This window comes from Chloroflexus aurantiacus J-10-fl (genome assembly GCF_000018865.1).
Classification (GTDB): domain Bacteria; phylum Chloroflexota; class Chloroflexia; order Chloroflexales; family Chloroflexaceae; genus Chloroflexus; species Chloroflexus aurantiacus.
This window is the reverse complement of record NC_010175.1, coordinates 1,395,714-1,410,935: the sequence shown is the minus strand read 5'-3', so window position 1 is coordinate 1,410,935 and position 15,222 is coordinate 1,395,714. Positions and strand designations below refer to the sequence as shown.

Genomic DNA, 15,222 nt, shown 5'->3' with positions numbered 1-15,222 from the left:
GAATGTCACGATGCTGTCAGATGCGTGATGGCCAGACCTGTACCCGATTACTGTGAAATGTGCTCTGTCCACCCAGATCGGCCAGTGCATCGGGAGTTGTCCAGTTGACATTTCGCCCATCGGGCGAGAGTGAAGGCCAGTGGCCCTTGACCGCAGAGACAACACCGGGCGGTACGTTGGTACTCACAACTGCACGCAGATGGCACTGCCCTCGTTGATTACTGACAACGACAACGTCACCATCACGAATGTTGCGCGCGGCAGCATCGACCGGATTAATCTCGATAGTCGGTTCTCCCTCTTTTGCCCGCAAACTGGGCTGGTTGGCCATACTTGACGAGACAAAATGGTGAGCAGCGGCTGAGATGAGGGTTAGCCATCCCTCCTCCGGCGGATGTGCGACATACTCAGCCGGTGGTTCATAATGGGGAAGCGGATCAAGCCCCTGAGCCGCCATGGTCGCACTCCACAATTCAACTTTGCCTGATGGGGTTGGGAAGTGACCATCAGCAAACGGCACTTCGTTCTCTGGTGACAGTGTGAGCCGGATGGTTCCCTCTTGTTGCAGACGTTCAAAGGTGATGCCGGCCAGAAATGGATTGCGTGCCCGCGAGGCATCGAGGACACCACGGATCGCCTCTTCCGCACTCTCGTGCAGCCACGGTTCGCTATAGCCCATCGCCTGCGCCAGCAAGCGGGTCACGTCCCAATTGCTCTTCGCTTCCCCCAAGGGGGCAATTGCCGGTTGGTTAAGCGTGAGATAACGATGGCCATAGGCACGGTGCAGATCGAGGTGTTCGAGTTGACTGGTTGCCGGCAAGACAATATCGGCGTAGCGGGCCGTATCGGTCATAAAGAGTTCGTGGACGACGGTAAAGAGGTCTTCACGCCGCAACCCCTGTTCGATGAGGCCGGCATTGGGTGATGAAGCGAGAGGGTTAGCGCAGTAGACAAAGAGGGACATGATCGGCGGATCGGTTACTTCGCCGGTGAGAGCCGCGCCAAGACGGTTCATATTGACAGTCCGCGGTACTGGTGGGCATTCAGAGGCATGACCAACGGCTTCCGCATCCCACGTTGCATAACCGCCGGTGGAATAGGCCAGGCCACCGCCACGCACACCGTACTGTCCCACAACCGCCGGCAGGCAAAGGAGTGCCCGGAAGGTCTGACCACCATTCTGATGGCGTTGAATACCGTCGGCTGTTTTAATGATAGCCGGTTTGGTGGTTGCATAGCGACGGGCCAGTTCAATGATGGTTGATACCGGCAGTCCGGTAATGGTTGCTACCCGTTCGGGATCATATTCGGCAGCCCGCGCGCGCAATTCACGCCAGCCAACCGTATGCGCTTCTAACCATGCCTCATCGTGCAGGTTTTCAGCGAAGATGACATTCATCATGCCCAAGGCCAGCGCCCCATCGGTTGCCGGCCTGATCGCCAGATGGAGATCGGCAGAGCGAGCGGTAGCCGTCCGTCGTGGATCGATCACCACCACATAGGCACCGGCACGCTGTGCCTGACGGATAAACGGCATTGCGTGAGGGCCGGCACTGGCCGGATTATGTCCCCAAAGGATTATGAGCCGGCTGTGCCGCAGGTCGTCGTAGTCAGGACTGCGGCGGGCACCGAGCGTGGCATAGACAGCAGCGTGGGCAGCAGCACAGCAGATCGTTCGATCCAGACCGCTGGCTCCCATCCGGTTCCACAAGCGGGCATCAACAATCGCCGTTTGCAGCAAACCCAGCGTGCCGCTGTACGAATAGGGCAGGATCGCAGCAGCACCGTATTCGGCGATAATTGCCTGCCAGCGCTCTGCGATGGTAGTGATCGCTTCGTCCCAGCTTATCCGTTCCCAGCGTCCGCTGCCTTTTGGTCCTACCCGACGGAGTGGGTAGAGCAGCCGATCAGGACTGTACACTCGTTCGAGGTACGGACGGACTTTGGCACACAGCCAGCCCTGGGTGATCGGATGTTCAGGATCGGCATAAAACGCGACTGCCCGTCCATCACGCACTTCCGTTATGGTGGCACAGGTATCGGGGCAATCATGCGGGCAGCAACCACGAACACGTTGTGTTGTCATAGCAATCTCTCCGCTAGCGGTTATTTTACGTATTGTAGCACTCTCAAATTGTTGTGACCAGAATCCGCTTCAGAACTGGATGATATCAAATCTGGTCGTGACACATCAGTCAACGATGACCCCGATACTGCACCTGAACGATGCACCGCTGGACGCCCGTAGGGGCGACACCTGCGTCTTACTTACCTGGTACGCCGGGAGTCGTAGGGGCACGGCATGCCGTGCCCCTACTCCAAACGACGCGAGACGCGCATGATGCGCAGGCAAGGCAATCAATCCAGTCTATGATGACACGAACGAAGCTGCTCTCCCCCATACCAACCTATGCAATTACCCATATGTTGCCAGGTAGCCAGTATGGTGCATCGGTCGTGTCACGGGCTAGCAGGGATCGCCCTGACCGTGCCCGGTAGGGGCGCACGGCCGTGCGCCCCTGCCAATGCCGGTGCGGGATGCTGACGCCATCCCCAGGACGCCAATGGTCGCCGGCGGGCACCCGGTGATGCCCGATCAGGGTGCAGCAGCGCCCACCGCGGGGATGAGCGTCCGTCTGGGAAGCACCCAGTCCTACCCCACCTGGCAAGACACCCCCGTCCGTCACCACGGTGTCCATCTGGTTATCGTTGGTGATCCCTGCGGCGACGGGCGGATAAACCGAATAGCTTCGGCATCACGACAGGGCTGGTGCCGAGCGGTGATGTCCGGAGGAGTGCACGCTGGGATAGTCCCTGATGAAGAATGCAGCGGGTGACTACAGAATTATGGGTAATGAAAAGCCCATACCAACGGGTTGGGCGCAGGGTAGGCTGTCGTGGTGATTGGCAAGCGTTCATGCGTCTGTGCGACAGTCTGGGAGATCGACAGCACAGCTTTTAAGTTCTAGTATGGTATGTCACGTGTTCACAGCTCCCAGCGGTGCTATGTGACACGCCCCTGCTCCAGTCCGCCCGCTGGGAGCGGGATGTAGATACGACAGCGCAACCTGATGTGACAGTACAAAGTAGGGGGCACGGCATGCCGTATACCGTGCTCCCTACTCAATTTCCTAATTTCCGCGTCAACCACCCAACCGCGAATGCTTACCCTCACCGTGCTTACATCGCCAGCACCCGGTCAGGGCCAAGCACCTGCTTCAGTTCGGCAACCAGGGCATCGGAGAGGGTAATGGTATGCTGCGACTGTAAGACGACCATGCCCACCCCATTTGGCAGATACAGTGTGACCTGGTCATTACCATGACTGCTGCTCAGAATCGTGTGGACATGCTGCATCAATGCAATATCGGCATCAAAATCGTGGCTACGCGGCAGGTAGATGCGTAGATTACGCGCCGGCGGCCCGTCAACCCGTGGCGGTTCTGGTGCATGGTGACCGCCATGACCATTCCCATTACTGGCGAGCTTGACCGGCTGGCGGGTGCGCACAACCGGCGGTCTGACCGGCGGCGGAGATGCCGGAGCCGGGGTAGGAGTTGGTGCTGGTGCTGGCGATACCGGTGGCGCCGGCAATTCCACACCGCCTTCGCCGTTCAGATCATCGCTTACCCCTTCCAGATCCATTTCAAGCGGTTGGGCGCTTGTTGTCTGATCTACTGACGCGGGCGTTTCCACGTGATCGACTACCAGTTGGGGTGTATCACGACGGTTATCAACCTTTGCCGTAATCCGCACTACAGCGTCATTTTGTAATAGATCGGCGTACTTCGCCAGCACCTTTGGAAAGACCACTATCTCGATGCTGCCGGTCAAATCTTCAAGATTGGCGACCAGCATCGTCTCGCCCTTCTTTGTCGCAATCCGACGCACCCCACTCAGCACTCCCACGAAGGTGAGCGTCTCTCCGATATGTTCAGCATCAATCGAACCAAGTTCGGTAGCACCGCTGAGATCGACACCTTCGAGGGCCTTAGCGATGGGATCATCGGAAATATTCAATCCGAGCAGCTCCTTTTCCCAGAGCAGCACCTCTTTCTGATCGGCAGGACTCTCGACGATCAGCGGCAACGGAATACGGGCCACCACCGGATTGGCGGTGGTTGCTTCACCAAAGATATCAAACAGGCTACTCTGGCCGATTTCACGCGCCTTCTGGGCTTCGATCCCGGCGCTGACGGCCTGATCGAGGATTGCCAGCTTCTGGCGGCGCGTGCCAGGGAGCGAGTCGAGTGCACCGGCTTTGATCAGGCTTTCCAGGGTACGCTTGTTCAGCGCGTGGCGATCAACGCGCGCACAGAGGTCTTCCAGCGATTGGAAGGGGCCACCTGCCTCGCGTGCAGCAATGATCGCTTCTACTGGCCCTTCGCCGACATTCTTGATTGCCATCAAGCCAAAGCGAATACCGCGTTGGTGGGTTACGCCCGGCGGCAACGGTTGGGCAAGTGGTTCGATAGTGAAGCCCTTGTGCGAGCGGTTGACATCAGGGGGCAGTACTGCCACACCCAGACGCCGTGCTTCGAGTGCCGCCTTCGTCACATCTTCAATTACGCCACCCGCACCGGTCAGCACAGCGGTCATATACTCGACCGGATAATTCACCTTTAGCCAGGCGGTCTGATAACTGAGCAAACCGTAGAGCGTGGCGTGCGGTCGGTTAAACGAATAGCCGGCGAACGGCAAGATCAACTCCCAGAGCTGATCGGCAATCTCCTTACTAATGCCTTTGCGCTGGCACCCTTGCTTGAAAATAGCCTCATTTTCGGCCATCAGTTCGCGATTCTTCTTGCTGATCGCCTTGATAACGATATAGGCCTGACCGAGCGTATAATCGGCGACCGTCTGCAACAGTTGCATAATCTGCTCCTGATAGACGATCACACCGTAGGTGTCGGACAGGATCGGTTCGAGCACGGGGTGGAGATAGCGGATCTGGGATGGATTATTTTTGTTCTGAATATAGACTGGAATCTGCTCAAGTGGGCCGGGGCGATAGAGCGCCACCATGGCGTAGAGGTCTTCAACGCGGGTTGGCTTCAATTGCATCAGGTAGCGCGTCATTCCCGCCGATTCTAGTTGGAAGACATTCTTCGTTTCGCCTCGTCCTAATGCCTCAAAAACCTTTGGATCATCAAGTGGAATTTCATCAAGCCACATCCGCCGGCCAGTCGTCTGCTCGATATACTTGAGGGCCTCGGCCACCACGGAAAGGTTGGTTAGACCGAGAATATCCATCTTCAGCAGACCCATCTTGGCCAGGGTCGGCCCTTCAAACGCAGCCATCAACGCATTCTCGTCTTTGGTCGTGCGTTGCAGGGGCACCAGCTCGGCCAGCGGTGTTCGACTGACCACCACGCCACAGGCATGCGTGCCAACTGACCGCATCCGGCCTTCAACCTTCTGTGCCTCATCGATCAGTTCGCGCAGGTGGGGCTGGGTTTCGTAGATCTGCTTCAACTCTGGGACGCGCTCAAGGGCCTGGGCGATGGTGGTGCCAACCGGTAACGCTGGAATCAGTTTGGCGACCCGATCTACCTCACCGGGATCGAGACCGAGCACACGGCCCATATCGCGAATGGCCGCTTTGGCCCCGAGCGTACCGTAGGTAATAATCTGCGCAACATTCTCCCGCCCGTACTTATCGGCGATATAGTCAAGAATCTCCTGGCGGCGCGAGTCGGCGAAATCGGTGTCAATATCGGGCATTTCCAGACGTTCGGGCGAGAGGAAACGCTCGAAGAGCAGCTTATTCTTGACCGGATCGACATCGGTGATGCCGAGGGCGTAGAGCACGAGCGATGCACCGGCAGATCCACGCGGCAGACAGGGGATACCGCGTGAACGGGCAAATTTCACGTAATCCCATACGATCAACATGTAATCAGGGAAGCCGGTTTGATTAATCACATCCAGTTCATACGCCAACCGATTCATATACTCAGCAGGTGGCTGACCATTGAACCGGCGCATCAAACCCTCTTCACACACGAGGCGTAGATATGAGGCGGCATCGTGGCCCGGCGGTAACTCAAAGACCGGCAACTGAACCCGTCCAAACTCCAGCTTCAACCGGCACATATCGGCGATGCGACGAGTGTTTTCCAGCGGTTCAGTACCGTAGCGTTTAAACCGCTCCCACATCTGCTCGCCCGACAAGATATGGTAGCTCTCGTCCATCGCGTATTCACGAGCACAAAACTCGGCGTAGGTCATATTCATCCCCATCGCCATAATCTTGTGCTGGGTTGCTTTATCTTCTGGACGGACGAAATGCGCGTCACTGGTGGCTACCAGTGGAATACCCAGTTCGCGCCCGATCTTCACTAACTCATCGTTCAGCGGCTCGAGTTCAGGGGTATTGTCATGCAGTTGCAACTCAAGATAGTAACGGTCGGGGCCGAGCAGGTCACGGTAATATGCGGCGGTTTCAACGGCTGCACGACGGTCTCCCGCTTTCAGATAGTGCAACACCTCGCCAGCCAGACAGGCCGAGGTAACGATCAGGCCTTCGTGATGCGCTTCCAGCAATTGCCGGTCGATACGGGGGCGGGCAAACACACCCTTTCCCATCCCGTCAAGATGGGCGCGCGTGGTGAGTTTCACCAGATTACGGTATCCCACCTCATTTTGGGCCAGCAACAGCAAATGAAAATAGTTTTTTGCCCCTTTTGTCATCGGGTCGCTCAGTGAGCCGGGGGCCATGTAGGCTTCGACACCGATAATCGGGCGGATACCGGCCTTTTTCGCCGCCTCGTAGAACTCCATCGCGCCGTACATCACCCCGTGATCGGTCAGGGCGATACTGTCCATCCCCAATTCGGCAGCACGCTGGGTAATGCCTTTCGTTGTGGCATAGCCATCGAGCAGGCTGTATTCAGAGTGGACATGCAGATGAACAAAGTCGTGCATGGCGTACTCGTCTTTCAAAACAATTTACACTTAACACAGTTGGACGAAGGCAGAAAGGCGATCTAAGCCTGAAACATTTGTCCGAAAGAACAGATGTGGTGTCGGTTTTTTGGTATTATATCAACATAATATCAGGTTATCAGGCGCACGCTTTCGGTTCTGATTATAACATATCAGCGGTAGCTTGCGAATAGGCTTGTCAACAATTGTAAGGTGTTTGTAAACCATGACGGTTCAGCGCGCGCTACCGTAGCTGGTTGTCGATGTCGCGGGGATGGGGAAATATTGTGGTGAAGGCGGTGTAGCAAGCAGATGGGAATCACGGCACGCCCTGCCGGGGTCTTAACCGGAAGGGCGGGAACCACACGTCGTCGTCAGGCCAGATGGACGTGATGCAACAGAAACAGAGCGTTGGACAGGTGAACAAGCAGTTACGATTGCCGACGGATCGCAAACAGGCACAACCCGGCCAGCAACAGCCAGAGCCAGTGCCACAGACCGAAAGGTTGCTGGAAAGCAACAACAATGGAGATGATCACAAAGACCAGTCCCAGCACAGCCAGTAGTGCCCGACGATAGGTTGGCGACATGAATGGCCTCACCGTACTACAAAGAAAGCCAGCGCCAGCAGTGCTCCTGCGACAAGTAGTAATAACGAAAACGCGAGATTGCCGGTTGCGCTGATCAGAAAAATGGTCATGGCAATAACGATGATTGCCATCATGACACAACCCCGACGTACTCGGCGAATACTGGTTGTAACATCGGGATCTTCCGGTGTTGAATTCATATACATCATCCACAGAGACTTACTTCCCGGCATATCTTACCATATGACAGCAGCAATCGCGTCTGTAATGTTTCTGCAATCAAAGAATAGTACTAAAGTACTGTGCAATACTATGACGGTATGATATACTAAAAATAGAAATATCATCGTTCTACTACAATGACGCAGGGAAGAAAGGGGGCTGCCAATGTTTGATCGAGAGACATGGCGGCAGCGGGTTGCCGAACGATTCACAACCTTTGCCCGCAACCCCCGGCAAGAGATACAAATTGCCGGCGTGAGTAGTGTGCTTGGATACCTTGCCCTGCGTGCGCTTGAACCATTTCTTGCTGCCTTCCAGGAAGAGCCGGTTGCCGCTGTGTTGGCACTGGCCGAGATTTCACGTGGCCCCGGTGCCAATCACATTGTCCGCCGTGCCAGCCGCTGGCGTTACCAGCTTGCCCATCTGATTGAGCGCGAATTACGTTCACGCCCGGAACTTCGCCTGACCGTCGAAGAAATCCTGCTGGCGTTACAGGTGCTGCATCTCGCCCGGCAGCGCCTCAATAGTTCACGTGATGAGTGGTTACGGCTGACATTGCTGGCCGAACTCGACACCTTCGAGAGCGGTGATTTTGAACAGTTACGCCGTCAATTGCAAGACCCCGGCTGGCAAAGTCGCTATGAAGCGATTCGTCGTCTGCGCGTGCGAGAGGGTCACTACACAGCGGCAGATCTGGTGCTCCTGCATGACGGTTTGAGTGATAGCGCCTCGCATGTGCGTGCGGCTGCGGCGCGTATGCTCGGCCTGATTAATGGGATACCGCCGCAACCTCTGGTCAAAACGCTGATCCGACTGGCGATCCATGATTGCGATCTGGAGACACGCTTCGCCGCTGCCCGCACGCTGGGTCAATTGCGTGACCGGATCGTCTCGCCACAACTCCTCGATCATCTGATTGAATGTCTCGACAATCCCGATAGTTTCGTGCGCTCGGCAGCAGCCCTGGTGGTGAGTCAGTTGGGAGAACTGGCCGGTACGGCCCAGATGATTGAACACCTGCTCCCCATGCTCTCTGATGCTGACGCCTACGCTCGCGAAGCAGCAGCGCGCGCGCTGGGGCGGTTGGGTGTGGCAGCCGCAACCACAACCGTCCTCAATGCCTTAACCCAGGCCGTCGACGATACTGACCCCAATGTTCACGAAGCTGCTGTGGATGCCATTACTCGGCTGCGTAAATTACGAGCCACCCTGCCGCTTTCCCCTGGTCGCCATCCAACCGAACCATTAGCCGTGTAGAGGTTGGCATGCAGCGACAGATCAGTGTCTTCGCCGATTGGAACGCGGTAACTGAACTGTTGGCCTTCAGCGATACGCTGGAGGCCGATTGGCAATTACCCCACGATTATGTCTATCTGTTGCGACTGGTGATCGAAGAAGTCGCTACCAATATTGTCAAGTATGGCTACGATGAACAAAACCGCGATCAGATTCAGTTGTTGTGCCAGTATGAACAGGGTGTGCTGACTATCATCATTCGTGATCGAGGGTACCCCTTCGATCCCCACGACGCACCACCACCTGATCTGGGCAGGGAGGTTGAACAACGTACTATTGGTGGTCTTGGCCTCTTCTTTGTGCGCGAATACGCTGACACCCTCCAGTACCGGCACGATCCGGCAAGTGGCTGGAACGAGTTAATCGTAACCAAAACAATGACGATGCTGGATCGCTTGCGGAGTTTGCCGCTTTTTCAGGTAGTACCTGAAGCGATTCTGGCCGAGTTAGCCCCTCGTCTGGCCGAATGCCGCCTTGCCGCCGGTGAAATATTGTTTCATCAGGGCGATCCGGGCAACGAATGCTTCGTGATCTTGAGCGGTGCGGTAGAGGTAATCACGTTCGTTAACGGCACCGAGTTGCGGCTAGAGGTCTTTCACGCCGGCCAAATCATTGGCGAGATGAGCCTGATTGACCAGAGTCCACGGTCGGCAACTGTACGGGCAATTGAACCGAGTCGCCTGGTTGCGCTGAATGAAGCGGTGTTTGCCACCTTGATCGGCTCCAGTCCGGCCCTGGCAATGACGATGCTACGCAGTATCGTTAGTCGGGTACGCAATACCAATCAGCGCATGATTCATGATCTCGAACGCAAGAATGCCGAACTCCTGGCGGCGTATCAGCAATTACAGGCTGCACAGGCGGAATTGATTCGGCTGAACCGCCTCGAAGAGGAGCTGGATGTTGCCCGCCGTATTCAGCAGTCTTTCTTACCACGGGTGTTACCGCAACCAGCCGGCTGGCGTATTGCCGGGTTCAGTCGCGGGGCGCAGGCTGTGGGTGGTGATTTCTTCGATACCATTACCCTTCCCGATGGCAGAGTCGGCCTGGTGGTGGCCGATGCCTGTGGCAAAGGGGTAACGGCTGCCCTGTTTGTGGCGTTGAGTCGATCATTGCTGCGAGCGGCGTCGCAGGCTGTAGGGATGTCGCAGTCGCCCGGTAGCATCAATACGTCTATTCTCCTTCACGCTGTCAGTCTGACCAACGACTATATCTGCCGTGAGCACGGTGATGCCAATATGTTCATCACTCTGTTCTATGGCCTGCTTGATCCGCTCAGTGGTACAATAACATACATCAATGCCGGGCATAACCCACCATTGCGGATTGCCCGCAATGGCGATGTGGCAGAAGAACTACACGAAGGCTCATTACCAATCGGCATTGTGTCTGGGCAAACGTATGAGGTGTATGAGTTGCAGATACAGCCCGGCGAGAAGCTGGTAGCCTTCAGCGATGGGATTACCGAAGCGATGAATCCAGCCGGTGAGTTGTTTGGTGATGCCCGTTTACAGGCATGCCTGCAAACCCTCTGCCACCACCCTGCCCCCGATCTGGTGGCGGCAGTCGTCGCAGCGGTTGACACATTCGCTGCCGGTGCACCACAGGCTGATGATATTACCCTGCTGATTGTGGAACGTCTGTCTGATAGTCAGCTTTAACGTCAAGGGATTGCCAGAAAACCTGATACTCACTACGATATTCAGAGAGTATCAGACGGTATCCTGATTGCTATACTACCTGTTCTAAGACAGGTTCATGGCATGCTATAATAACCGTACCCTCAATAGTTGCATAGCGGTGAAAACCCGCTAGAAAGAGAGACTTCGGCGTGAAGACCGAGCATGTAGATGATGTGCTCATCATTGAGCTTCCGGCTCGCCTTGATGCAGCCGGGATTGCAACCATCGAGCAGGAATTGGCAGACACTATTAATCAGCATCGCGGTAAGGTGCTTGCGGACATGACCGAGGTCAACTTCGTGGCCAGCCTGGCCCTGCGCATGCTCTTGACCAACCTGCGCGCCATTCAACCACTGGGTGGTGATCTACGGTTGTACGGTTTGCAGCCACAGATTGCCGAAATTTTCCGTAAGAGCCGCTTCGATACGCTGTTTAAGATCTATCCTGATCGAGAAACAGCCTTAGCTGCGTATCGCAATCAATAGAAGTTATCACCGATATTAATACGTCGCGCATTCCGCAGCGCCAATCCCTGATGGATGCACGTTACCTGTGCTGTGTCGTGTCTGTGCGTTCATACGATGAGGAACGTGTATTACCGAAATGGGATTGTTATGCAGTGGGGTGCCTACGTTTAATATACCGGCAGCGACGCAGTAGAATGTGACCGTGCTCCTGGAAGTACTTACCGCCACAACTGGTCGAGTAATTCGATCAGCAAACGACTATGACGACTCAGGTCGGTGATCGGAATGTATTCATCGGGAGCAAAGGTCGCGCTGACAACCGGTGTCAGGCCAAGGCTCACGGTTGGGATTGGGTGATGGCCAACCAGTAAGCTGAAAGGCACCGTGTATGGGCCAGCCGGCACAACCACCGGTGGCCGTTCAAATACGGTTGCGCCGATAGCAGTCACCTGCGTCACGAAGGGATTATCGGTCGCAGTCATTAACGGGGGATACCCGCCAGGCAACCGCTCAATCACAATGTCAGGAAACCCCTTCTCGTGCAGGTGGTGCTGTATCAATGCCACAATCGCATCCGGCTGTTGATGGGGTACCAACTGAATATCGAGTAGCGCCGTCGCCTGTGCAGGGATAACGGGTGTCTCACCGGATGGTTCAACGGTGATGCTACTCACATTACAGGTGGGGAGCGTCACTTCCGAGCGACTCAACGCTGCACCGTCGATACCGAAAAGAAACTGATCGATCCGCCAGGCATCCCGTCGTGCAGCCGAGGCCAGTTGCAGTTGTCGGATCACCGCATTATCATTGCGCGACGGACCTTCAACCGCGTCGTAAAACCCCTCGATCCGCACATCTTCATCATCACCCTTGAGAGAAGCCAGGGCCCAGATCAGCCGCCAGAGCGGATTGGCAACGCTGGCGGCAAAGCCGGTTGGCAAGGGATACGCCGGCCCACGCGCACTCAGACGCAGACGGATCCAGCCTTTACTACCACTCACGCAGATAGGCGTACCGGTAGCATCGCGGTCACCAACACTGGCCAGGATCGCGTCACATTGCAGCAGATCACTATGCGCGTGCAGGGCTTCTTGCAGACCAGAACTACCCGTTGTAGCTGCCCCTTCAATGACCAGGGTGATCCCACACGGCAATTCCCCTTCACGGTGCAGAATGGTCTGCAGGGCTGCCAGATGCGCTGCCAGGGCACCTTTGCCACCGGCTACACCACGTCCAAATACACGACCATCACGTTCAGCAATATCAAACGGTTCGTGTGACCAGTGTCGCCACGGGCCGGTTGGTGGCGTATCGTAGTGATGATAGAGCAAAAGGGTCTGTGGCCGTCGTCCTGACCGATGAGCAATAATCACCGGTGCGGTATCGGTAGCCGCAATGCGCACATGCATGCCTAACCGACGCACAAGAAGGGCGATATGTTCAGCCATTGTGCGCAACTCATCGATCTGACCGGCAGTCGATGGCTGCTTGCAGAGGTACCGCAAGATCTGAACAAGCTGCTCAATTGACGGCGGTGCATGGACAGTCACCAAGATGCCCCCTCTTGCTCACACATTTGCGTTTAGTGAACGAATTATAACACGGTGTTCACTGCACGCTACGCGAGGGTCATGCTAGAATGAAGTGCGAAATGTCACATAGTTCTTGCAATCCGCGCCAACACGGTCGCGGCGGGAGGAAGTTGCATGGATCCCCGGCATCGTGCCTTTGTCAATTTTGCATGGCTCAATGTTGGATACAACCTGTTGGTAATTATGTGGGGCGCATTCGTGCGGGCAACCGGCTCTGGTGCCGGTTGTGGCGATCACTGGCCGCTCTGTGACGGTCAGGTGATACCGCGGTCACCCGATACTGCTCAGCTCATCGAGTTTTCTCATCGCGTAACGAGTGGCATTGCCCTGCTGTTGACGATAGGGTTACTGGTTTGGGCCTTACGACTGTTTGCTGCCGGCCATCCGGCACGGCGGGCGGCGATTGCAACGATGATATTTATGATTGTCGAGTCGCTGATCGGAGCAGCACTGGTGCTCTTCCGACTGGTAGCTCACGATGCATCACTGACGCGCGCCTTATCATTGGGACTGCACCTCGTCAATACATTTCTGCTGATTGGAGCAATGGCGCTTACGGCCTGGTACGCCAGTGGTAAGCCAGCTCCTGACCTGCGTGGTAAAGGTGGTCTGTTAAGTATGTTGATCGCAGCGTTGGTCGGCACGGCATTGGTAGGCTCGAGTGGTGCAATAACGGCTCTGGGTGACACCCTCTTGCAATTGGGCGTGCTGCCTGGCGGTGTATCGCAGTCGATCACTCGTGATAGTCATCCCCTGGTATGGATGCGAATTATCCACCCGGTCTTGGGCACACTGGTTGGCCTGGCAATGATTTCGCTTGCCCAACGGGCAGTGCGCTACGATCCGTCACCAACAACGCGCCGACTGGCGTGGGCTACTGCTGCGATCTTTGTTGGTCAGATTTTTCTGGGTGCAATAAACGTTATCCTGAAGGCTCCGGTGTGGATGCAACTGGTGCATCTGCTCTTCGCCGATCTGGCATGGCTGGCGCTGGTGTTGCTAAGCGCAACTCTCCTCGCTCGGCCCGGCGAGGAACGTGTCCCACAGCCGGTGTCCGTCTCGTCACCGGCACGCTCTGCGTAGGACAGGCCGCACAGATCAGCTCTCGAGCGGAAGAAGGGTAACTGCACAGTGTTACCCTTCTTTCTTTTTCCGAAGGGATGAGGTTTACGGGATGTTCCAACTCATACCGTGTGTCTGCCAATCCAAGCTCGTGCGGCCACGTGGAAGGCATGCCGTTCAGCGGCGTGCGATCCGCTATGGTCTGCGCACTGCACATTCAGCCTTCGATGCACACAACATCGTGTGCTGGAATGGAGAGACGGGCGTTACCAAAACCGGTACTATGATGACTTCTTCTATAACTGGACTATGGTCACATTGTTGTGGCTGCTGAGTTGTGGTATAACCAATTTTAAAGGGCATCCCATCTTATCCTTCAGTTGTGCCCAGGAGGCCCACGATGGCATTACACGGTTCGTTACAACAGGTACCATTACGTGAGTTGATTGATCTCGCTGCATACAGTTCCCTCTCTGGCTCGCTCGATATTCAGGGAGAGCGTTCCGGTCGAATATTCTTCACCAATGGTCAAATGTACCACGTTGAGTGCGAGGGACAAATAGGGACAGAAGCGCTAGGCATTCTGCTCAATGTCCAGCAAGGCACGTTCAACGTCAGCAGCGGTGCCAGAAGTAATCAGCAATCGATATGGGGCGATATCGAGACGATGATCCGCTACGCTGAGCGTATGGCGTTGCGGTGGCGGCGGATCTGGCACAAAGTTGCTTCGCTGCAACTGGTACCGACACTGAAGGTCACCCGCGAAGAAGCGTTGCAGCGGGCAAGTGTTGCGCTGCATTTGCTGCTTGAGGCCATCGACGGTCGTAAGAGTCTGTCGGATATTGCAACTGATCTGCACTGGTCGGCGATTGATGTGGTTGAGGGCATCGTTCAGTTAATGGACTTGCAGATCGTCGATCTTGTCTCTGTGCCGTTGCGACCGGTGGAATCGCACCAGAACATGCAGGCTGCAACACCATCAGTGCCGACAACGTCTATCGACTATCTCTTGTCTATCTTGCAGCAGTAGTCACCACGTACAGCGGTAAGAATCGGTTGCACAACCCCTTAATCAGTGCCTGCTTGTAGAACAGAGTGCGGAAGCCAGCCTTCCGCACTCTGTTCACTTATGCCTGTCTATGCTGTCGTGCTGCCGGGGGATTGGCAGGCGATATCCCATCTTCCTACCGAATGGCAACCAGTATCGCACCCGGTTTAGAACGCAGACGTCATCTAATGCAGATTGTTCTCCCTGTAGTAAACCATGCGGTATGTTTCGCGTATACTTGTATGACAACCGGCAAGGGTAACTCCCAAGCACAGACAGAAGCCTGGACTACGTGTGTTGTCTGACGTCATGGAGGTGTATCATGCAGTCATCCCG

At 55.8% G+C, this 15,222-nt stretch carries 10 protein-coding genes; 5 read left to right on the top strand and 5 right to left on the bottom strand.

Annotation, left to right across the window (positions count from 1 at the left end):
- Window positions 1-16: 16 nt before the first annotated feature.
- The 4 genes from CAUR_RS05325 to CAUR_RS05315 all read right to left on the bottom strand — a co-directional run bounded on the left by CAUR_RS05325 (window position 17) and on the right by CAUR_RS05315 (window position 7,717).
- Window positions 17-2,086, bottom strand: a complete 2,070-nt coding sequence (locus CAUR_RS05325; RefSeq protein ID WP_012256905.1) for a molybdopterin-containing oxidoreductase family protein — start codon at window positions 2,084-2,086, stop codon at window positions 17-19.
- A gap of 1,094 nt (window positions 2,087-3,180) precedes the next feature.
- The gene (dnaE, locus tag CAUR_RS05320; RefSeq protein WP_012256904.1) at window positions 3,181-6,927 is read right to left on the bottom strand and encodes a DNA polymerase III subunit alpha; all 3,747 of its coding nucleotides are present in this window, start codon (window positions 6,925-6,927) and stop codon (window positions 3,181-3,183) included.
- Between the two features lie 431 nt (window positions 6,928-7,358).
- The gene (locus CAUR_RS20745) at window positions 7,359-7,517 is read right to left on the bottom strand and encodes a hypothetical protein (RefSeq protein WP_012660587.1); all 159 of its coding nucleotides are present in this window, start codon (window positions 7,515-7,517) and stop codon (window positions 7,359-7,361) included.
- An 8-nt stretch (window positions 7,518-7,525) separates the two neighbouring features.
- Window positions 7,526-7,717, bottom strand: coding sequence for a hypothetical protein (locus CAUR_RS05315; protein ID WP_012256903.1), 192 nt, complete (start codon window positions 7,715-7,717; stop codon window positions 7,526-7,528).
- 187 nt (window positions 7,718-7,904) lie between these two features.
- Here CAUR_RS05315 and CAUR_RS05310 point away from each other — a divergent pair, with 187 nt between their 5' ends.
- From CAUR_RS05310 to CAUR_RS05300, 3 genes are all read left to right on the top strand, one after another.
- Window positions 7,905-8,996, top strand: coding sequence for a HEAT repeat domain-containing protein (locus CAUR_RS05310; protein WP_012256902.1), 1,092 nt, complete (start codon window positions 7,905-7,907; stop codon window positions 8,994-8,996).
- Window positions 8,997-9,004: 8 nt separating this feature from the next.
- Window positions 9,005-10,696, top strand: coding sequence for a SpoIIE family protein phosphatase (locus CAUR_RS05305; protein WP_012256901.1), 1,692 nt, complete (start codon window positions 9,005-9,007; stop codon window positions 10,694-10,696).
- A gap of 170 nt (window positions 10,697-10,866) precedes the next feature.
- The gene (locus CAUR_RS05300) at window positions 10,867-11,202 is read left to right on the top strand and encodes an STAS domain-containing protein (RefSeq protein WP_012256900.1); all 336 of its coding nucleotides are present in this window, start codon (window positions 10,867-10,869) and stop codon (window positions 11,200-11,202) included.
- Between the two features lie 200 nt (window positions 11,203-11,402).
- On the opposite strand, the gene CAUR_RS05295 is transcribed toward CAUR_RS05300, so the two are convergent.
- Entirely contained in the window at window positions 11,403-12,734 is a 1,332-nt protein-coding gene (locus CAUR_RS05295) for a M20/M25/M40 family metallo-hydrolase (RefSeq protein WP_012256899.1), read from the bottom strand.
- A gap of 156 nt (window positions 12,735-12,890) precedes the next feature.
- Here CAUR_RS05295 and CAUR_RS05290 point away from each other — a divergent pair, with 156 nt between their 5' ends.
- Both CAUR_RS05290 and CAUR_RS05285 read left to right on the top strand, forming a co-directional pair.
- Window positions 12,891-13,859 carry a COX15/CtaA family protein gene (locus tag CAUR_RS05290; RefSeq protein WP_012256898.1) on the top strand — a complete coding sequence of 323 codons (969 nt, stop codon included), beginning with the start codon at window positions 12,891-12,893 and terminating at the stop codon, window positions 13,857-13,859.
- Between the two features lie 379 nt (window positions 13,860-14,238).
- On the top strand, window positions 14,239-14,868 hold the full coding sequence (locus CAUR_RS05285; RefSeq protein ID WP_012256897.1) for a DUF4388 domain-containing protein: 630 nt from the start codon (window positions 14,239-14,241) through the stop codon (window positions 14,866-14,868).
- Window positions 14,869-15,222: the final 354 nt, after the last annotated feature.